Below are 18,079 nucleotides of genomic sequence, written 5' to 3'. Positions count from 1 at the left end.
ATGCACGCGCGGGGGCGAACACGGCCCGGACCGTTTACTGCAACAGCGACAGCGGCGGGGCCTCGGCGTCGGCGTCTTCCCCCGGGGCGCGATGGTGGTAGGCCGCGCAGTTGCGTCCGGCGTGCTTGGCATCGTAAAGGGCGTTGTCCAGGCGCTTGAGCAGGGTGTCGGGGTCGTCGTCGCGGTGCAGGATCGTGACGCCGAGGCTGATGGTCACCGGCCCGGCATCTTCGAACGGCGTCGCGGCGATCTCGCGGCGCAGGCGTTCCGCCATGTACCGGGCGCCCTCGGCGTCGGTCTCCGGAAGTAGCACCACGAATTCCTCGCCACCCCAGCGCGCAAGGAAATCCGCGCGCCGAAGCGAGTGGGCGACACGACGGGACAGCTCGACCAGTACGCGATCCCCGATGTCGTGCCCGTGGGTGTCGTTGAGGCGCTTGAAGTGGTCGATGTCGAACAGGATGGCACCCGCCTCGCTGGCGTAACGCTCGGTCCGGGCCAGTGCCCGGTCCAGCTCGGCATCGAACCGCTGGCGGTTGTACAGCCCGGTCAGGCGGTCGGTGGTGGCCTCGAGTTCCAGTTCCGCTTCCAGGCGCTTCTGCTCCGAGATGTCGTGGAACACGGCGACAAAGTATTCGAGCTGGCCGGCTTCATTGCGCACGGCGCTGATGCTTTCCCATTGCGGGTAAACGCTGCCGTCGCGGCGGCGGTTCCAGATCTCGCCCTCCCAGTGGTCGTTTTCCAGTAGTTCGGTCCACAGCCGGTGGTAGAACTCCAGATCCTGGCGGCCGGACTGCAGCACGCGCGGATTCTTGCCGAGGACCTCGTCCTCGGCATAGCCGGTGATGCGTGTGAAGGCATGGTTCGCGCGCAGGATCCGGCCCTGAGGATCGGTCACCACGATGGCCTGGGCACTGTCGAAGGCGGTCGCCATCAGGCGCACCTCGCGCTGGCTGCGGTAGCGTTCCATCGCGTAGTGCAGGGCGCGCGCCAGCAGGGCCGGGTGCAGTTCTTCCTTGGGCAGGAAGTCCTGGGCCCCCAGGCGAATTGCCCCGGTCCCGGTACCCCGGTCCTGGTGGCCGGTCATGACCACCACCGGGATGCCGCCCGCGGACTCCACCAGCAGGCGCAGGGTATCCAGGCCCTGTGAGTCGGGCAGTCCCAGGTCGAGCAGGGCGATGTCGAAGGGACGCTCTTCCAGAAGCCCCAGGGCCTCGCGCAGGCGGCCGGCCCGTTCCACCACGTAGCCCCGCTCGGCGCAGTCGTCCAGCAGATCCTCGACCAGCTCGGCTTCGGCGGGGTTATCCTCGATCAGCAGCAGTCGGTACTCGCTCATGGCACCGAGTGTCCGCTTGCGCCCGCGCGCGAGGGCAGGGTGGCGGCATGCAGCCAGAACTCGCCCAGCCGTCGAGTGAGCTCCAGGAATGCGTCAAAATCCGGGGGCTTGGTCAGGAAGGCGCTGGCGCGGTGCTCATACGACCGGGTCACGTCCTCGGGGGCGTTCGAGGTGGTGAGGATTACTACCGGCAGGCTCTGCAGCTTCGGGTCGTTCTTCACCGCGGCCAGTACCTCGCGTCCGTCCATGCGCGGCATGTTGAGGTCCAGCAGCATCATGTCGGCCTGTGGCGCGCCGGCATGTTCGCCCTCGCCGCGCAGATAGGCCATGGCCTCCACCCCGTCGCTCACCGGGTGCAACTCCGCCGCGAAACGGTGGTGCTCGAAGGCCTCGCGCAGCAGCTCGACGTCTTCGGGCGAGTCTTCGGCCAGGAGAATGGTGACGGGGTTCATCGGGTTGCGGTTCCGCGGTGACAAGTCTGGAATAGATCTTAGTCTAGCGCTTGGCGCGTGGTCGAGACGATAGCCCCGCCCCTCGGCGCAGGAGTTCAGCTGGCAGAGGTCGCATCCGCAGGCTGCCGCGGGAGGGTGAGGCGGAACGTCGTGCCGTGGCCCTCGCCGTCCGACTCGGCCCGGATCCGGCCGCCGTGGCGTTCGGTAATGCGCCGCGCCAGTGCCAGTCCGGCCCCGGTGCCCGGGTATTCGGCGCGGCCGTGCAGGCGCTGGAATACCTGGAAGATACGCTCGCTCTGTTCCGGGTCGATGCCGATCCCGTTGTCGGTTACGCGGATCTCCCATTCGTCGCCCCGTTCGTCACAGCCCACGTGAATCTCGGGGACTGCATCGGGTGGCCCGTACTTGATCGCATTCGACAGCAGGTTCTGGAACAGCCGCATCAGCTGCCCGGCGTCGCCCTGTACCGTGGGCAGCGGATCGCGGGAAATGCGGGCCCCGCTGTCCTGGATCGCCGTGTGCAGGTTGCCGCAGGCGTCGTCCAGTGCGCGCGCCAGGTCCACCGGTGCGAAGGCCTCGCCCATGCGCTGGACACGGGAGTACTCCAGCAGATCCTGGATCATCTGCCGCATGCGCCCGGCCGCGTCGGTGGCGGTGTCGATGTAGCGCCGCGCCTTGTCGTCCAGGGCGTCGGCATGGCGTCGCTCCAGCAGCCCGAGGTAGCTGTTGATGATACGCAGCGGTTCCTGCAGGTCGTGCGAGACTGCGTAGGCGAACTGCTCCAGCTCGGCATTGGAACGCTCCAGTTCCCGCTCGATGCGCTTGCGTTCGGAGATGTCGCGGATGATGGTCGAGGTCTGGGCGATCGCTCCATCCGCGTCATGGTGGACCAGCAATACCTGCGAGGCCGGCCGCTCGCGGCCCTCGGCGTCCAGCAGTGCGGTCTCGCCCTGCCATGCGCCCTGTTCCATCGCGGCCGGCAGGGCCTCCGTGCGGACGCGTTCCAGCGCCCAGGGCGGATGGACGCGCTCGATGGTGCCTTCCACGGTATCCATCTCGCGCGGCAGGCCGGTGCGGTTCCAGCCGGTTTGGGGGTCCCAGTGGTCGGTGAGCTCGGGCTCCGGCAGGCCCATCAGCCGGCGACCGGCGGCATTGAGGTAGAGCATCGCCCCGTCGGGACCGTGCATCGAGACCACGTCCGGGGTGCTGTCGAGGATCGATACCAGACGCCGCAGGCTGTCCTCCAGCTGACGCTGTTCGGTGATGTCCTGCACCGTACCCAGCATGCGGATTGGCTGGCCCGTGTCGTCGAACTCGGTGTGGCCGCGCTCGCGCACGGTACGGACCTCGCCGTCCGACCGGACCACGCGGTGCACGATGTCGTAGGGTTCGCCGGCGAACGAGGCCTCCAGCGCCGCCCGCACCGCCGTTCGGTCATGCGGGTGGACCGCCTCCATGAAGGTCTCGTGGGTCACCCGGCCTTCTTCCGGCCGGCGGCCGAAGATGCGGTAGATCTCGTCCGACCAGCGGATCTCGTTCACGCGGAAATCCGAGACCCAGCTGCCCATGCGCGCGATCCGCTGCGCCTGGTTGAGCTCCGCCTCCCGTTGACGCAGCGCCTGCTCGGTGGCCACGCGCTCGGAGATGTCGCGGATGATGGTCGAATAGCGGCGCACCGCGCCGGTTTCGTCGAAATGCGCGACCACGGTCTGTGACACCGGCAGCTCGCGGCCGTCGCCGGCCAGAATGGCCATCTCCCCCTGCCATATGCCGTTGTGGCGTGCCTCGGGCAGGGCCTCTTCCTGCAGGCGGCGCCGGGCCCACTCGGGATGGAGACCGCCGACATCGTGGAGGCTCGCCTCGGCCGAGTCTGCGAACCCCATGGCACGGTTGAACGAAGGGTTCTGATACAGGATGCGGCCATCGGGGTCGGCCATGCCGATGAAATCGGGCGCGGCTTCCAGGATCTGCAGGAGGTCTTCGCGCTGGCGTTCGGCCTGGTGGCGTTCGGTGACATCTTCCACCACGCCGTCGAACACGGTGCCCTGTTCGGTCTCGTGGGCGCGTGCCGTGATCGCACACCGGATCGCACGGCCGTCCAGGGTCCGCAGGTCCAGTTCGCGACGATGCACCTCGCCCCGGGCGAGGAGGTCGTCGCTGAAGCGGCGGCGTTCCTCCGGGTCGGTATATAGCTCGGCGGTGGAACGGCTCAGGAGTTCCGCTATGGAGCCGGCGCCGAAGATCCGCGCCATGGCCGGGTTGACGTAGTCGAACTGCCCCGTGTGGCCCGGCAGGTTGCGGTAGACCCCGACCGGCAGGGTGTCGAAGATCGCCTTGTAGCGTTCCAGCTCCCGCAGGTAGCGGCGGGTGTCGGTGGCATCGTGGATGATGGAGTGCAGATAGCGCTTGCCGCGCAGCCACACCGGGCCGGAATAGACCTCCACGTCGCGGATCTCACCGCTCGCGACGCGGTGGCGAAAGCGGAAGTACAGCCGCTCCTCCTCAGCGGCCCGTTCCATCTCGGTCCGAACCTCCTCGGCGGAGAGGGTGTTGATCGCCTGGATGGGGCGTTTTTTCAGCTCTTCGATCGACCAGCCGTAGAAGGTCTCGGCGGCGGGATTGGCGTCGACGATGCGGCCGTCGTCCGGGTCGATCAGCAGCTTGACCGCGACATTGTTGGTGAACGTCTGCTGGTAGAAATGTTCGAGTTCGTCGCGCTCGGCCTCGCTGGCCTTGCGCGCGTCGATGTCGGTGGCGGTCAGGGCCAGACGCGCCGCGCCATCATCGGCGTCGGGCAGGCGGCTCAGCGCCAGTTCCACCCACAGCGGCGGTCCCTGCCGGGGGAGCAGGCGGCATTCGTCGCGCCACTCGCCGGTCTCGCCGTAAGTGAGCGAATGGATCGCGGCCGCCACCCGGTCGGCCTCGGCGGAGGCCACCCACTGCGTCAGCGTCTGCCCGACGAGGACGTCCGCTTCCCGAGCCAGCAGCCCGGACAGGCGCCGGTTGGCGGCGCGCAGACACCCGTCGGCGTCCACGACGGCCATGCCGACCGGGGCGTGTTCGAAGAAGGCGGAATGCGTGTTCTCGGGGTCCATGGCGTGTTGCCCGCCAAAGATCGGGCGGCGGTCGGGAGACAGGGCCGCCAATTCTGCCACGCAGCGTCTGCCCGCACGAGGCGGGGGCAGCGTCAGTCGGCGTGGCGTTTGTGCGGTACGGCGCCGAAGCCGGCGGGGCGGCAGCCGAAACGGGCGGCGGCCCAGGCCGCACGCGCCGCCTGGGGTTCTTCGGCGGTCTTGCGAATGTGTTCGTCGACCGCGCGCAGGCGCGGGCGGAGGCCTTCGCCATTGGCGATCTGGATCGCCAGCCCCGGCCGCGCGTTGAGCTCCAGAATCAGCGGGCCGTGGCGGCGGTCGATGACCACGTCGACGCCCAGATAGCCCAGGCCGCTGAGTTCGTAGCAGCCCGCGGCGAGTTCCATGAGTTTGTCCCATCCCGGGATCGCCAGGTCCACCAGGCTGGCTTCGGTGTCCGGGTGAGCCCATACGGGCTGGTTGTGCTGCACGCCACCCAGGGTATGTCCGCTTGCGAGGTCGATGCCGGTGCCCACCGCCCCCTGGTGGAGGTTGGCCTTGCCGTCCGATTCCTGCGTCGGCAGGCGCAGCATGGCCATCACAGGATAGCCGCGATAGACCACCGTGCGGATATCCGGAACACCGGTATGGGTCACCTCGGCGAAGATCTCGGAGAACTCCACGCGTTCCTCGATCAGTGCCACGTCCGGACGCCCGCCGAGGCTGTACATCCCGGACAGGATCCCGGACACATGGTCCTGCAGCTCGCTGATCTCGAGCATGCGCCCGCCGGCCCGGCGGAGCCGCTCACCGCGCCAGCCGGAGATCACCATGATCCCGTCGCCGGCCGCGCCATGGGCCGGTTTGATGACAAAGCCGTTCGCATATTCGCGCAGTTGCCGTTCCAGGCCGCGCAGCTGGTGGTGACCGTGAATGACACCGATGAGCTCCGGCACGGCCAGGCCCGCGGCGCTGGCCAGCTGCTTGGTCATCCGCTTGTCGTCCACGCGCGGATAGTGGCGCCGTGCGTTGTATTCGGCGATGTACAGGCCGTTGCGCGCATTCATGCCGAGGATGCCCTGCCGGCGCAGGGTCGACGGGCGCACGAAACGGGGCCACCAGCCGGCCATCAGTCGGGTTTCCTCAGGGCGTCCTGCATCTTCCCGAAGCGGGCCAGCTCGGTCAGGCGGTAGCCGGTGTAACGCCCGAGCAGCAGGGTCACGGCGAGGATGACCAGCAGGAGTTCGGGGAACACGAACAGCAGGTGTTCGAGCTGGCGACTGGCCATCAGGCCATAGGCCGCCGCAGCCACGATCAGGCTGCCGACCCCCTGGGAGATGGCATCGGCCGGGCCGTGTTCTTCCCATACCACCGACATGCGCTCGATGGTCATGGCCAGGATCACCATCGGGAACAGCGACAGGGCCAGGGCACGCTCCAGCCCCAAGTGGTGGGCCAGGATGGACAGCCCCAGCATCAGCATGATGACCACGCTGACCACGGCGGCCAGGCGGGGTACCAGCAGGAGCCGCAGGTGTTCCAGGTAGAAACGTACCGCCAGCCCGAGCGAGACGATCAGGGTGAACAGGATGACCCCGGCCAGCAGCTGGGTCTCGCGAAAGGACAGGGCGATCAGCACCGGCATGAACGTGCCGAAGGTCTGGATGCCGATCACGTTGCGCAGCAGCACGATGATCATGGCCCCCAGCGGGACCATCAGCAGCACGCGATAGGTGTTCTGCGTGCCCAGCGGCAGTTCCAGCGGCGAGAAATCGAGGATGCGGGTGTCCAGGGTCTCCCCCAGACGCTGAGCGGTGCCCAGCGCGTCCTGCACGCTGCGGGTCACCGCGAAGCGCAGTTCTTCTCCGGTGCCGTTACGGACCTCGAGGATCGGCGCGTCGCCATGGCTCCAGACCACCACGTCGTCGGGGTAGTCGATGTTGCCGTTCAGCGGATGCACCGGAACCCAGCGCTCGGTGTTGTGCACCTCCAGCCAGGTCTCCGGCTCGATATTGCGATGCCCGTCGCGCAGCGCGATGACCGTGACCGCGCGGGCGGGGATGCGGGCGACGGAGAGCAGGTCGATCAGGGTCTGCGTGCGCAGTTCGCGGTCGCCGTCATCCATCACGAACAGCGACGCGTTGCCGTTCGCTCCCGCGCCTCCCAGGTCCCGGACCAGCACGGTGGCAAAGCTCTGGATGCCGGAGGAGCGTTCGCGCACGCTCTGGATCAGGGCCTCGGCGGCCGAATCGAAGGGTTCGTCCCATTCGCGGGGCGCCACCGGTCCGGGGTACTCCGCATGGGGGCCGGCGCTGGCGTCGCGATAGAGCGTGGTGCGGTAATAGAGCGTCTGCTCTCCGCGCGGGTCGCGCGAGGTCCACTGCGCGATCCGGTCATCCGTCCCGTGCGAGGTGGTCAGGCCGTAACCCCGGGAGATGAAGTTCTCGTCCAGCCGGGCGAAGTTCGGGAGCCGTTCGGGGATGCTCAGCCGAACGTCGGCTGCGCCGCCGGTCGGCTGGAAACGGATGCGCGATTCCACCACCCAGGTGTCGGCCGTCGCACCCGGCTGCAGGGGCATGTCGAGCAGGGTGGCCTTGTAGAGAAAGATGCCGAGGCCCGCCCCCAGCAGGAGCAGGATCAGCAGGGGCAGATGGAACCGTTTCATTCGTCGGCGTCACTGCTGTCTTCGTCCGCCGGGCAGTCCGGTGGCAGCAGGTGTTCGTGGCCGGAGTCCACCAGGATGTGCCCGGCCATGTGGCTGCGGCCCACCAGCAGCTGGTAGGTGAGTTCCGTGCGGTCCACCAGGGTGGTGTCGGCTTCGATCTTCCGGTCGCCGAGGCACAGTTCGAGGCGCACGACGTGCCGTTCGTCGAGTTCGCCACTATGCTGGCGGATGCGGGCGCTGCGTTCGATGGGGCGCTCCAGGGTGATGCGGGCGTCTTCGTTGTGCGGATCGATGATCTCGAAGCGGATCCATTCCGCGTCATCGCGCTCGAATGTCTCCTGCTGTAGCGCGTTGAGAGAGGAGGAAGTGGCGCCGGTATCCAGGCGTCCCTCCAGGGTGATGTCCTCTTCGAGGATAGTGGCGTCTTCCACGGTGCCGAGAATGGTCAGGGAGGAAGGCGTTCCCGCGATCGAGGGGGCGTGCGCCACGGCCGTGAGCAGGGCCACAAAAACCGCGGCCGATTTGGGTACACTGACGGTCGGGCGCATACAGTCGACGATGGCTCGGGATGAAGCCATGGATGATATTGCATGCCCGGACGATGCGCCCTGACACGATTCACATGACAAGGAGCCGGCCATGAGCTGGGTGATCGACCTCGCCGACCTGACCATGAATGACGTTGCCGAGACCGGTGGCAAGAACGCCTCGCTGGGCGAGCTGCTGGGGCAGCTGGGGGCCGCCGGGGTGCGGGTGCCGGGCGGTTTTGCCACTACCGCGTCGGCGTTTCGCACGTTCCTCGCCCGCGACGGACTGGATACCCGCATCAAGGAACGCCTGTCCGGGCTGGACATCAACGACATCGAGGCCCTGCGCGCCGCCGGGCGCGAGGTGCGCGGCTGGATCGAGGCCGCCCCGCTGCCCGCGGAGCTGGAAGACGCGATCCGCGAGCATTACGCGAAGCTGGGCGAGGACGTGCCGGTGGCGGTGCGCTCGTCGGCCACCGCCGAGGACCTGCCCGAGGCCTCGTTTGCCGGCCAGCAGGAGACCTTCCTCAACGTGCGCGGCATCGAGGCCCTGCTGCAGCGGGTGCGCGAGTGCTTCGCCAGCCTGTACAACGACCGTGCCATCGCCTACCGCGTACATAATGGCTTTGCCCACGACGAGGTGGCGCTGTCCGCCGGGGTGCAGCGCATGGTGCGCTCGGACATCGGCGCCTCCGGGGTCATCTTTACCCTGGATACCGAAACCGGTTTCCGCGACGCGGTGTTCATTACCGGCGCCTGGGGCCTGGGCGAGACCGTGGTGCAGGGTTCGGTGAACCCCGACGAATATCAGGTGTACAAGCCGGCGCTGGCGGCCGGCAAGCGCGCGGTGATCGGGCGCACGCTGGGCACCAAGGCGATCCGCATGGTGCTGACCGAGGACGGCACGCAGACCGAGGATACCCCGGAAGAACTGCGCCGGCGTTTCTGCCTGTCGGATGGCGACGCGGAGCAGCTGGGCCGTTTCGCGGTGGCGATCGAGCAGCACTACGGCCGGCCGATGGACATCGAGTGGGCGCAGGACGGGGAGACCGGCGAGCTGTTCATCGTGCAGGCGCGCCCGGAGACGGTGGAGAGCCGCGTGGAGATAGGCGGCGGCGAGACCTACAAGCTGGGTGCGCACGATGTCGAGCCACTGGTGACCGGACGTGCGATCGGTTCGCGCATCGGCAGCGGCGTGGTGCGGGTGCTGGAGTCGCCCGACGAGATGCACCGCATGGAGGAGGGCGACATCCTGGTCGCGGACATGACCGATCCCGACTGGGAGCCGATCATGAAGCGGTCCGCGGCCATCGTGACCAACCGCGGCGGGCGCACCTGTCACGCGGCGATCATCGCGCGCGAGATGGGCGTGCCGGCGGTGGTCGGCTGCGGCGATGCCACCGAAAAGCTGAGCGACGGCTTCGAGGCCACGGTGTCCTGCGCCGAGGGGGACGACGGCCACGTGTATCCGGGGCATATCTCCTTCGAGGTGGAGAAGGCCTCTCCGGAACAGTTGCCGGAGCTCCCGCTCAAGCTGATGCTCAACGTCGCCAACCCCGGGCGCGCCTACGCCTTCTCGCAGCTGCCGCACGCGGGCATCGGTCTGGCGCGGCTGGAGTTCATCATCAACGGCACCATCGGCGTGCATCCGCTGGCGCTGCTGGACTACGCCGAGGATCCGCAGCGCCTGGAGCCGGCGGTGCGCGAGCGGATCGCCGAACGTCTGCACGGCTTTGACGATGGCCCCCGCGAGTTCTTCGTGCGCAAGCTGTCCGAGGGGATTGCGACGCTGGCGGCGGCCTTCGCGCCGGAACCGGTGATCGTGCGGCTGTCGGACTTCAAGTCCAATGAATATGCCCACCTGATCGGCGGGGGCGGTTACGAGCCGGAGGAAGAAAACCCGATGCTGGGGTTCCGTGGCGCTTCGCGCTATCGCGCCTCCAGTTTCCGTCCGGCGTTTGCCATGGAGTGCGAGGCCCTGCGCCGCGTGCGCGACGAGATGGGCCTGGACAACGTGCAGATCATGGTTCCCTTCGTGCGTACCCTGAAGGAGGCCGACGATGTCCTGCAGGTGCTGGAGGAGGAAGGCCTGAAGCGCGGCGAGAACGGGCTCAGGGTCGTGATGATGTGCGAGATCCCGTCCAACGCCCTGCTTGCGGATGACTTCCTCGAGCGCTTCGACGGGTTTTCCATCGGTTCCAACGATCTGACTCAGCTGACTCTGGGGGTCGATCGCGACTCGGGGCTGGTGGCGGAGTCCTTTGACGAGCGTGACGAGGCCGTGAAACAGTTGCTGGCGATGGCCATTCAGGCGGCGCGCCGGCAAAACAAGTACGTGGGGATCTGCGGGCAGGCGCCCTCGGACTATCCCGAGCTGGCCGGCTGGCTGATGGAACAGGGTATCGATTCGCTGTCGCTGAACCCGGATGCCCTGATCTCCACCTGGAAGAGTCTGGCGCAGCTGCGCCAGGCGGGCGGCCGGGGGTGACGTCCATGGCGGGCGGCGAACCGGAGGAGCCGCGCTGCCCGCAGGTGTACCTCGTGTCCGACGGCACGGGGATCACCGCGGAAACCCTGGCGCGGTCACTGTTCACCCAGTTCCCGGCGCTCGCGCCGGACTGGCACCGGCTGCCTTTCGTGCAGTCGCCGGGGCGGCTGTCGTCGGCGTTCGCGCGCATCGGGGAGGGGCCGCAGCCGGCGCTGGTGGTGGCGACCCTGGCCGATGGCCAGCTGCGGGCGCAGCTGGAGCATTGCCCGGTGCCGGTGATCGACGTGCTCGGGGAACACCTGGGACGCCTGGAGGCGATCCTTGGGGCCCAGGCCGAGGCGGTGGCGGGGCGTGCCCACGGGCGCGGCGATGCCGAACGCTACGACCGCCGGATCGACGCCCTGAACTACACCCTGGCGCATGACGACGGCCTGGCCAGTACCGATCTCGCGGTGGCCGACGTGGTGCTGCTGGGAGCCTCGCGCTCCGGCAAGACCCCCACCAGTCTGTATCTGGCGATGAACTACGGACTGTTTTCGGCCAATTACCCCCTGGTGCCGGAGGATCTGGACCACGGCGGCACGCCGCACATGCCGCAGCCCCTGCGCGGGCTGGAAGGGCGCATGGTCGGCCTGACCATTCACCCGCAGCGGCTGGCACAGATCCGCGAGGCGCGGCGCCCGGGCAGCCGCTACGCCAGCCTGGAGCAGTGCCGGGCCGAGACCCGGGCGATCGCAACCTTTCTCGAAGTCTGGGAGCTCCCGCAGCTGGACGTTACCGAACGCTCGGTCGAGGAGATCGCTACCCGGGTGCGCGACCTGCTGGAGCTGCCGCGCTGAGTCAGGCGGCGTCCGGCAGTCCGAGGCGGGCGAGCCAGTCGGCCGGGTCGCCATTGCAGACCAGGAATTCCGGGTTGAGCAGGCTCTCGCGGGTGTTGTAGCGCAACTCGTTGCCTTCCAGATCGGTGACGCGGCCGCCGGCCGCGCGCACCACCGCGTGGGCGGCGGCGGTATCCCATTCCGAGGTCGGTCCCAGACGCGGGTAGATGTCGGCGCTGCCTTCCGCCACCAGGCACAGCTTCATGGAGCTGCCGAGGCTCACCAGCTCGTGCGGTCCGATGCGTTCCAGCACCGCGTTCAGTCGCTCGGCGCCGTGCGACCGGCTGCCGGCCACGCGAACCGCCTCCTCCCGGGTGCGCGGCGCGGTCACGCGGATGGGTGTGCGCGGCCCGTCGCCGTCGCGACGGAAGGCTTCGCCGTCGATCTGCCCGGCATACAGGCGCTGCAGCACCGGGCACCAGACCACGCCCAGCACCGGTTCGTGGTTGTGGATCAGGGCGATGTTGACGGTGAACTCGCCGCTGCGCTTCACGAATTCGCGGGTGCCGTCCAGCGGGTCGATCAGCCAGTAGGTGTCCCAGTCCTGACGGGTGGCGAACGGGATGTCCTGGCCTTCCTCCGACAGCACCGGCCACTGCGGGGCGATCTCGCGCAGGCCGTCGCTGATCACGCGATGGGCGGCCAGATCGGCCTCGGTGAGCGGCGAGCGGTCGTCCTTCTCGGTGACGGCAAAGCGGGTCTCGTAGATCTCGAGGATCGCGCGGCCGGCGTCCTCGGCCACGGTGCCGACCTCGTTGAGCAGGGCGGACAGGGCCGCGCCTTCGGGCACGGCAACGGATGCGGTTTCGGTCACGGGCGGCTCCTCAGGTGTTCCCGGATCATGTACAGCGCGGCGATGGAACGGGCCTCGGTGCAGTCTTCGCGCTGCACCAGTTCCTCCAGGGCATCCAGGGGCCAGGGCACCACCTCGATGGCCTCGGGTTCGTCACCCTCGGCGCGCTGCTCGTAGAGGTCCTCGGCCAGGACCAGATGGGTCTGATGGCTCATGTAGCCGGGGGCCACGGTCAGGCTGCCCATCGCCGTCAGGCGGCGCCCGGCATAACCGACCTCCTCCATGATCTCGCGGTTGGCCGCGGCGATGATCTCCTCCCCGCGCTCCATGCGCCCCTTGGGGAGGCCGAGTTCGTAGCGGTGGGTGCCGGCGGCGTATTCGCGGATCAGGAGGACATGGCCATCGTCGCGTACCGGGGCGATGATCACGGCCCCGTTGCCGCGGCTGACCAGGCGCTCGAAACAGGCATGGGCCCCGTTGCTGAATTCCAGGTCCAGCTCCTCCACTTCGAACAGGCGGCTTCGGGCCACCGTGCGGCGTTCGTGGACGGCGGGCTTGTCGCGGCTCATTGCGGGTCCATCGGTCGGGGCGTCCGGGGGCAGACAGGCTGCTCCCCGGACGCGGGTCACTCGTCGCGGCTCAGTCGGATCCGGGTCTCCAGCTCGCCTTCGAAGGTGGTATCCAGGATCATGCCGTGCTCGAAACCCCGGACGTCCACGCCGGGCTGTCGTTCGGGGGCCGTGTCTTCCAGCGTCAGGTCCAGATCGCCCCAGGACAGCGTGAGCGTCACGCGCATGGGGAAGTAGCCGTCCAGGAAGCGGCGCATGAACGGCCCGTTCTCCAGTACGTACTCGCCGTTGCCCCGGCTCTCGACCACCCGCATCTCGGCTTCGACACACAGCTCCGAGGCCTCGGTGACGCCGATGACGACGACCCGGTCGTCCTCGGCCCAGGCATCTTCGACCTCGTCGGCGCTGGCCACTCGCAGGCCCCGGATGTTCGGCTCATTGTACACGATGGACATGCGGCTGATCTCGGCCAGGCCACTGTGGCACTGGCGCAGCCGCACCCATCCGTCGTTCAGGCTGTCTTCGTCGAGGGTCAGGTGGTTGTCGTGGTGATGCAGCGGTGTGTCGCGCTCTTCCGGCGGTTCGGCGTAGATCCGCAGTTCCGGGCTGGTGGTCTGGGCGTCCTCGGGATCCACCTGACCGGGGCCCGGGGGACCGTCCTCCCACAGGCTGTCGTCCTCCAGCGGGTCGTAGTCCGGGTCATCCGGGTCCATGGCCATGGCGGGTGCCGTCGCCAGGGCGCCGCCCAGGGCCAGGATCAGCCCCGTCGCAATCGCGCCGGGTCCGCGTGCCATTCGTGTTTCGGTTATTCTGTGCATCGTCAATCCCGTCGTTGCTTCCCCACATCTCATGGACTCGCAGACCCGCGCGAAAAATCCCGAGACGCCCGCCGCGCCGGTGGACTGGTCGCGGGTGGATACCGTGCTGTTCGACATGGACGGCACGCTGCTGGACCTGCACTTCGACAACCGGTTCTGGGGGGAGCTGATCCCGCAGGAATACATGCGCTGCCAGCCCGATGACCCGGAATGCGCGCGCCGGCGGCTGGAAGACGAGATGCAGCGGGTGCGCGGGCGGCTGGAGTGGTACTGCGTCGACCACTGGACGCATTTCACCGGTCTCGACGTGCTCGCGCTCAAGCGCGAGCTTGCCCATCACGTGGCCATCAAGCCGCACGCCGTCGAGGTCCTGGACCGGATCGCCGCCAGCGGGCGGGAACGGGTGCTGGTGACCAACGCCCATCCCGAGGTGTATGCCTTCAAGCACCGCCTGACCGGGATCGGGGACCATCTCGACCGTATCGTCTCTGCCCACGAGCTGTTCTGTGCCAAGGAGGAGACGGTCTTCTGGGAGCGGCTGCAGGCTGTCGCTCCGCACGATCCGGCCCGGACCCTGTTGGTGGATGACAACCTGCATGCCCTGGCCAGCGCGCGCGAGGCGGGTATTGGCCAGCTGCGCGGGATGCGCTATCCGGACGAGCGCGGTGCCCCGATGAACAGCGACGAGTGGGCGCTGCTGGAGGACCTTTCGGATCTGCTGGACGGGCTCACTTGACCGGCGTGGGCATGTTGCGGATCCGGTCCAGACGGATGTGCACGGCCTCGCCCTCGCAGGTGCCTTCCAGCCAGTGATGCCCGTGGTCGTCCGCGGTGACCTCGTGCGGGGTAACCCGACCCATCCAGGCGCGGCCGGCATCGGGCCCGGCATCGGGCCCGGCCCAGTGCAGCTGCAGGGTTTCGCCGGTCAGGATGGCGATTTCCAGGCGTTCGAGGATGTGGCGCGGGGTTTCTTCGGTCATGGTGTCTGCGGTCCGGGTGGCTGGCGGTAGTCGGTCGGGTCGGGGACGTCGGCCGCGGCGAAGGCGGCCTGGCGGGCGTGGCACTGGGGGCAGCGGCCGCAATGGCGTTCCTGACCCAGCAGGCAGCTCCAGGTCAGGCGCCATGGCACTCCGTCCTGTCCGCCCCGGCGGATGATATCGGCCTTGCCGAGTTCCTGCAGCGGGGCGGCCACCGACAGGCCGGGAACCAGCCGGGCGGCCAGCGAGCCGAAGTCCTGCAGGAAGGCCGCGCGGCTGCCCGGACCGTGCCCGGCGTCCTCGCGGTTGAGCGCGAGCAGGATGCGTCCGGCACCGTGGTGCTGGGCCAGATTGACCGCGAGCGCCAGGATCAGCAGATTGCGCTGCGGCAGCGGGACATGCCCGACCCAGTCGGCACGCCGGGTGAACGCCTCGCGCAGGGCCCCGGTTTCCACGGTTTTCAGGCGCACGCCCTCGGCTTCGGCCAGGGCGAGGACCGCGGCCCGCTCACGCGCGGCATTGCGCTGGCCATAGTCGGCCCAGGTGGCGATGACGGGGCGGTTTTCGGCGCACCACCGGCGCAGCAGGGCGGCGCTTTCGACGCCGCCGGAGAGCAGGAGCAGGTCGGGTTCCGGGTTCATGGCTACAAATTATGCGCCGCGCGGGAACGTCGCCAGAGACCGGGACGGGGACGGGGTGGGAGCCGCGGAACCCGGGGGCATGGTCGTGGCCTCATTGATGGGACTTCACCGGGAGCAGACAGACGATGATTGAGCAGTTGCGGGCGCGCTGGCAGCAGCTGATGCGCGCCGAACGCAGTGACAGCGAGACCGGCGACGAACAGGAGCGCCTGCAGCGCGCCGCGGCCGCGCTGATGATGGAGGTGTGCCGTGCCGACTTCCAGCTGGTGGATGCGGAGCTGGAGACCGTGCGCGCCAACCTGGTCGAGATGTTCGGACTGGACGACGAGGCGGCCGATGCCCTGCTGGACATCGCACGGGAAAAGAGCGATGCGCTGGTCTCCCTGCATCCGGTGGTGCGCGAGGTGAACGCTGCCTTCGATGCCGATCAGAAGGCGGCGATCATGAAAGGCCTGTGGCGCTCGGCGCTGGCCAACGACGAACTGCACAAGCGCCAGGAGGCGGTGATCCGGCGGCTGGCGGACCTGCTGTACGTGCCGCATGCCACGTTCATCCGCACCAAGCTGGCGGTGCTGGAGGAGCGCGGCGAGGCACCGGAAGAACAGGGCGGCCGGGAATGACGGTCGCACGACATCATGGCTGATCCGGGTACGCTGCTGGCGGCCGCCGCGGTGGGCATCCTCGGCGGTGTGCACTGCCTCGGGATGTGCGGCGGCATCGTGGGGGCCATTTCCATGGGGCATGCCGGGCGCCGTGGCCCGGTGTGGCCGCTGCTGCTGGGTTACAACATCGGCCGCATGACCAGCTATGTCATCGCCGGGGCGCTGGCGGGGTGGCTGGGTGCCACGCTGCTCGGGGGGCTGCCCGCGGGGCAGACCATCCTGCAGGTGGTGGCCGCGATCTTCCTGATCCTGCTGGGACTCTACATCGCCGGGTGGTGGCCGGTGCTGGCGCGGCTGGAGCAGGTGGGCGGCGTGCTGTGGCGGCGCATCGAGCCGCTGGGCCGGCGCTTTCTGCCGGTGCGCAATCCGGGGCAGGCGCTGGTGGTTGGCGGGCTGTGGGGCTGGCTGCCCTGCGGTCTGGTCTACAGCGTGCTGGCCTGGTCGCTGAGCGCCGGCGGCGCGCTGGAGGGTGCGGCGCTGATGGCGGCGTTCGCGCTGGGGACGCTGCCCAACCTGCTGCTGATGGGGGTGTTCGCGGCGAAGCTGGCGGGTTTCGTGCGTCGGCCCTGGGTGCGCCGGGTCGCGGGAGCGGCCATCGCCCTGTACGGGGTCGGGATGCTGGTGGTTCTGCTGGTCTAGAACGGCCCGGAGCGGCGGGTGCAGCCCCGCCCCGGGCACGGACTTCAGTCGACGTAGAACTTCTGCTCGAACTCGATCGGCAGGACCTCGTCCGACCCCGCGGGCGTGATCTCCAGATTGAAGGTCATTTCTTCGCCCGCGCGCACCGTCATTTCCGAGAGGTGGTAGATCGCGTCGCCGTCCTCGATCTCGCGAAAGCGCAGGCTGCGCGACTGCTGATTCATGTTGACCGCGTTGCCGCTGACATCGGCGGAAACGGCCTGCAGACCGTCATCGGTGCGTTCCATGACGGTGACGTTGATCATTGCACGGTTGCTGCTGCGACGGACGTCATAGGCACGCGCAACTTCGGGCGACAGGAAGGTGGTGTTGATGACGTTGTAATAGACCACGTGATCGTCGAACCCGGTCTCGTTCGCGTTCGCCACCGAACTGCCGAGGGCGAGGGCGGCCACGATCGAGACGACGCCACCGAGAACACGCTGCACTCTTGTCATATCGGACTCCTCATTCGCTTGAACCATGCCCCGGGATCCATACCGGAGCCGGGCGGCGGGTTCCGCCCCTGATTTCGAGTCTAGTCCTTCTGGCACTATTTGCGCAGCCGGGTCTCAGAAGATCCCGCGCACGATGATGGTCAGGATATACAGCCCGACCAGGGCAATCATCGGCGAGAAGTCGATGGCCCCGGTGGACGGGAGCATGCGCCGCAGCGGGCCGAGAATGGGGCGGTTCACGTCGGCCGCGAGTCGCGCGATAGGGTTGTATCCGCCCCCGCCGCCGGCCTGCACCCAGCTCATCACGACCTCGACGATCAGGGCGATGATGAATACCCAGATCGCAGTGATCAGGAGTTCGCGTATGGCCACCAGCAGCAGAATCACCGGGTCGGCTTCCATGCCCAGTACGGCAACGCGCAGCCACAGTTCCAGGAATTTGAGGACGACCATCAGCACGATGGCTGCCGTGTCGACGCGCCCGATGGAGGGGATGATCGGCCGCAGCAGGTTCAGCGGCGGCGTGGTCAGCATCAGGATGGTCTGCGAGATCGGGTTGCGGTAGTCGGCCCGCACCAGCCCGAAGATGACCCGCAGCATCAGCAGGATGATGGCGATGCCGAAGGCAACGCCGATAAGGAAGTTAAGGATCTCCTGGCCGGTGGTCATGGCTCCGGGGTTCATGCTGGCTCCTGGCGGTCTGCGCGGCGCGAATGAAGACGCGTATTTTCCTCCAGGGTTGTCGGGAAGCCAAGGGATATGGCCGGGGTGGTCCCGTTAGGGAAACACTGATCAATGTACACGCTCGCGCTCGAGTCGCTTTTGCGTGGGAACAAGGCGCGGCGACCGCCGTGCAGTCATTCTGCACAAGGGAGCCGCAACGCCGTGCGCGCGCAAAAGCGGCCGAGCCCCTGCATTCAATAACTTGTGGGGGTTGGCACCCCGGGTTCCCCGATCCTGCGTTGCGGCCCTTGCCGGTAGAACCACTACCGGCTGCGTACCGCGCCTTGTCTCGGAAAACCCGGGGTGCCAACGCGAGCGTGTACATTGATCAGTGTTTCCCTAG

At 68.2% G+C, this 18,079-nt stretch carries 18 protein-coding genes; 5 read left to right on the top strand and 13 right to left on the bottom strand.

Annotated features, from left to right (window positions below; translation table 11 throughout):
* Positions 1-34 precede the first annotated feature (34 nt).
* From D893_RS03280 to D893_RS03255, 6 genes are all read right to left on the bottom strand, one after another.
* The gene (locus D893_RS03280; protein WP_110619135.1) at positions 35-1,336 is read right to left on the bottom strand and encodes a diguanylate cyclase; all 1,302 of its coding nucleotides are present in this window, start codon (positions 1,334-1,336) and stop codon (positions 35-37) included.
* A complete protein-coding gene (locus D893_RS03275) occupies positions 1,333-1,788 on the bottom strand; it encodes a response regulator (RefSeq protein ID WP_018947597.1) in 456 nt (151 codons plus the stop codon). The genes D893_RS03280 and D893_RS03275 overlap by 4 nt, the downstream gene beginning before the upstream one ends.
* 95 nt (positions 1,789-1,883) lie before the next feature.
* Positions 1,884-4,943, bottom strand: coding sequence for a PAS domain S-box protein (locus D893_RS03270; RefSeq protein WP_246863871.1), 3,060 nt, complete (start codon positions 4,941-4,943; stop codon positions 1,884-1,886).
* 32 nt (positions 4,944-4,975) lie between these two features.
* Positions 4,976-5,989 carry an alpha-L-glutamate ligase-like protein gene (locus D893_RS03265; RefSeq protein WP_018947595.1) on the bottom strand — a complete coding sequence of 338 codons (1,014 nt, stop codon included), beginning with the start codon at positions 5,987-5,989 and terminating at the stop codon, positions 4,976-4,978.
* Positions 5,989-7,524 (bottom strand): inactive transglutaminase family protein, encoded by a 1,536-nt coding sequence (locus tag D893_RS03260; protein ID WP_110619133.1) that lies wholly within the window; start codon positions 7,522-7,524, stop codon positions 5,989-5,991. The genes D893_RS03265 and D893_RS03260 overlap by 1 nt, the downstream gene beginning before the upstream one ends.
* On the bottom strand, positions 7,521-8,072 hold the full coding sequence (locus tag D893_RS03255; protein WP_110619132.1) for an ATP-dependent zinc protease: 552 nt from the start codon (positions 8,070-8,072) through the stop codon (positions 7,521-7,523). The genes D893_RS03260 and D893_RS03255 overlap by 4 nt, the downstream gene beginning before the upstream one ends.
* A 91-nt stretch (positions 8,073-8,163) precedes the next feature.
* Between D893_RS03255 and ppsA the strand changes: the two genes are divergently transcribed.
* Together ppsA and ppsR are read left to right on the top strand one after the other, a co-directional pair.
* On the top strand, positions 8,164-10,539 hold the full coding sequence (gene ppsA / locus D893_RS03250; RefSeq protein ID WP_110619131.1) for a phosphoenolpyruvate synthase: 2,376 nt from the start codon (positions 8,164-8,166) through the stop codon (positions 10,537-10,539).
* Positions 10,540-10,544: 5 nt separating this feature from the next.
* Positions 10,545-11,378, top strand: a complete 834-nt coding sequence (gene ppsR / locus D893_RS03245) for a pyruvate, phosphate dikinase/phosphoenolpyruvate synthase regulator (protein WP_018947591.1) — start codon at positions 10,545-10,547, stop codon at positions 11,376-11,378.
* A 1-nt stretch (position 11,379) separates the two neighbouring features.
* On the opposite strand, the gene cysQ is transcribed toward ppsR, so the two are convergent.
* From cysQ to D893_RS03230, 3 genes are read right to left on the bottom strand one after another with little or no spacing between them, the layout of a single operon-like run.
* On the bottom strand, positions 11,380-12,231 hold the full coding sequence (gene cysQ / locus D893_RS03240; RefSeq protein ID WP_018947590.1) for a 3'(2'),5'-bisphosphate nucleotidase CysQ: 852 nt from the start codon (positions 12,229-12,231) through the stop codon (positions 11,380-11,382).
* Positions 12,228-12,779 (bottom strand): ADP compounds hydrolase NudE, encoded by a 552-nt coding sequence (gene nudE, locus D893_RS03235; RefSeq protein WP_018947589.1) that lies wholly within the window; start codon positions 12,777-12,779, stop codon positions 12,228-12,230. The genes cysQ and nudE overlap by 4 nt, the downstream gene beginning before the upstream one ends.
* Before the next feature lie 56 nt (positions 12,780-12,835).
* On the bottom strand, positions 12,836-13,597 hold the full coding sequence (locus D893_RS03230; RefSeq protein WP_110619130.1) for an alpha/beta hydrolase: 762 nt from the start codon (positions 13,595-13,597) through the stop codon (positions 12,836-12,838).
* Positions 13,598-13,628: 31 nt separating this feature from the next.
* Between D893_RS03230 and D893_RS03225 the strand changes: the two genes are divergently transcribed.
* On the top strand, positions 13,629-14,333 hold the full coding sequence (locus tag D893_RS03225; protein WP_018947587.1) for an HAD family hydrolase: 705 nt from the start codon (positions 13,629-13,631) through the stop codon (positions 14,331-14,333).
* On the opposite strand, the gene D893_RS03220 is transcribed toward D893_RS03225, so the two are convergent.
* The gene (locus D893_RS03220; protein WP_024329640.1) at positions 14,326-14,577 is read right to left on the bottom strand and encodes a hypothetical protein; all 252 of its coding nucleotides are present in this window, start codon (positions 14,575-14,577) and stop codon (positions 14,326-14,328) included. The genes D893_RS03225 and D893_RS03220 overlap by 8 nt on opposite strands.
* Positions 14,574-15,215: a 7-cyano-7-deazaguanine synthase gene (locus tag D893_RS03215; protein WP_110619129.1), complete on the bottom strand. Its 642-nt coding sequence runs from the start codon at positions 15,213-15,215 to the stop codon at positions 14,574-14,576. The genes D893_RS03220 and D893_RS03215 overlap by 4 nt, the downstream gene beginning before the upstream one ends.
* Before the next feature lie 125 nt (positions 15,216-15,340).
* On the opposite strand from D893_RS03215, the gene D893_RS03210 reads away from it, so the two are divergent.
* Both D893_RS03210 and D893_RS03205 read left to right on the top strand, forming a co-directional pair.
* Entirely contained in the window at positions 15,341-15,835 is a 495-nt protein-coding gene (locus tag D893_RS03210) for a TerB family tellurite resistance protein (protein ID WP_018947584.1), read from the top strand.
* A gap of 15 nt (positions 15,836-15,850) precedes the next feature.
* Positions 15,851-16,516, top strand: coding sequence for a sulfite exporter TauE/SafE family protein (locus D893_RS03205; RefSeq protein ID WP_018947583.1), 666 nt, complete (start codon positions 15,851-15,853; stop codon positions 16,514-16,516).
* Between the two features lie 44 nt (positions 16,517-16,560).
* Here D893_RS03205 and D893_RS03200 read toward each other — a convergent pair whose 3' ends face one another.
* Positions 16,561-17,013 (bottom strand): DUF4426 domain-containing protein, encoded by a 453-nt coding sequence (locus D893_RS03200; protein WP_026279470.1) that lies wholly within the window; start codon positions 17,011-17,013, stop codon positions 16,561-16,563.
* A 114-nt stretch (positions 17,014-17,127) separates the two neighbouring features.
* Positions 17,128-17,697 (bottom strand): YggT family protein, encoded by a 570-nt coding sequence (locus D893_RS03195; protein ID WP_018947582.1) that lies wholly within the window; start codon positions 17,695-17,697, stop codon positions 17,128-17,130.
* Between the last annotated feature and the right edge of the window lie 382 nt (positions 17,698-18,079).

The organism is Thioalkalivibrio sp. ALE21, assembly GCF_003208255.1.
Classification (GTDB): Bacteria; Pseudomonadota; Gammaproteobacteria; order Ectothiorhodospirales; family Ectothiorhodospiraceae; genus Thioalkalivibrio; species Thioalkalivibrio halophilus.
Note: the sequence above shows the minus strand (reverse complement) of the source record. Positions and strands in the feature narration are given on the sequence as shown.

Coding starts and splice junctions, on each gene's coding strand:
- D893_RS03280 (WP_110619135.1), bottom strand. CDS start 1,336: ATGAGCGAGTACCGACTGCTGCTGATCGAGGATAACCCCGCCGAAGCC.
- D893_RS03275 (WP_018947597.1), bottom strand. CDS start 1,788: ATGAACCCCGTCACCATTCTCCTGGCCGAAGACTCGCCCGAAGACGTC.
- D893_RS03265 (WP_018947595.1), bottom strand. CDS start 5,989: ATGGCCGGCTGGTGGCCCCGTTTCGTGCGCCCGTCGACCCTGCGCCGG.
- D893_RS03260 (WP_110619133.1), bottom strand. CDS start 7,524: ATGAAACGGTTCCATCTGCCCCTGCTGATCCTGCTCCTGCTGGGGGCG.
- D893_RS03255 (WP_110619132.1), bottom strand. CDS start 8,072: ATGCGCCCGACCGTCAGTGTACCCAAATCGGCCGCGGTTTTTGTGGCC.
- ppsA (WP_110619131.1), top strand. CDS start 8,164: ATGAGCTGGGTGATCGACCTCGCCGACCTGACCATGAATGACGTTGCC.
- ppsR (WP_018947591.1), top strand. CDS start 10,545: ATGGCGGGCGGCGAACCGGAGGAGCCGCGCTGCCCGCAGGTGTACCTC.
- nudE (WP_018947589.1), bottom strand. CDS start 12,779: ATGAGCCGCGACAAGCCCGCCGTCCACGAACGCCGCACGGTGGCCCGA.
- D893_RS03230 (WP_110619130.1), bottom strand. CDS start 13,597: ATGCACAGAATAACCGAAACACGAATGGCACGCGGACCCGGCGCGATT.
- D893_RS03225 (WP_018947587.1), top strand. CDS start 13,629: ATGGACTCGCAGACCCGCGCGAAAAATCCCGAGACGCCCGCCGCGCCG.
- D893_RS03220 (WP_024329640.1), bottom strand. CDS start 14,577: ATGACCGAAGAAACCCCGCGCCACATCCTCGAACGCCTGGAAATCGCC.
- D893_RS03215 (WP_110619129.1), bottom strand. CDS start 15,215: ATGAACCCGGAACCCGACCTGCTCCTGCTCTCCGGCGGCGTCGAAAGC.
- D893_RS03210 (WP_018947584.1), top strand. CDS start 15,341: ATGATTGAGCAGTTGCGGGCGCGCTGGCAGCAGCTGATGCGCGCCGAA.
- D893_RS03205 (WP_018947583.1), top strand. CDS start 15,851: ATGGCTGATCCGGGTACGCTGCTGGCGGCCGCCGCGGTGGGCATCCTC.
- D893_RS03200 (WP_026279470.1), bottom strand. CDS start 17,013: ATGACAAGAGTGCAGCGTGTTCTCGGTGGCGTCGTCTCGATCGTGGCC.
- D893_RS03195 (WP_018947582.1), bottom strand. CDS start 17,697: ATGAACCCCGGAGCCATGACCACCGGCCAGGAGATCCTTAACTTCCTT.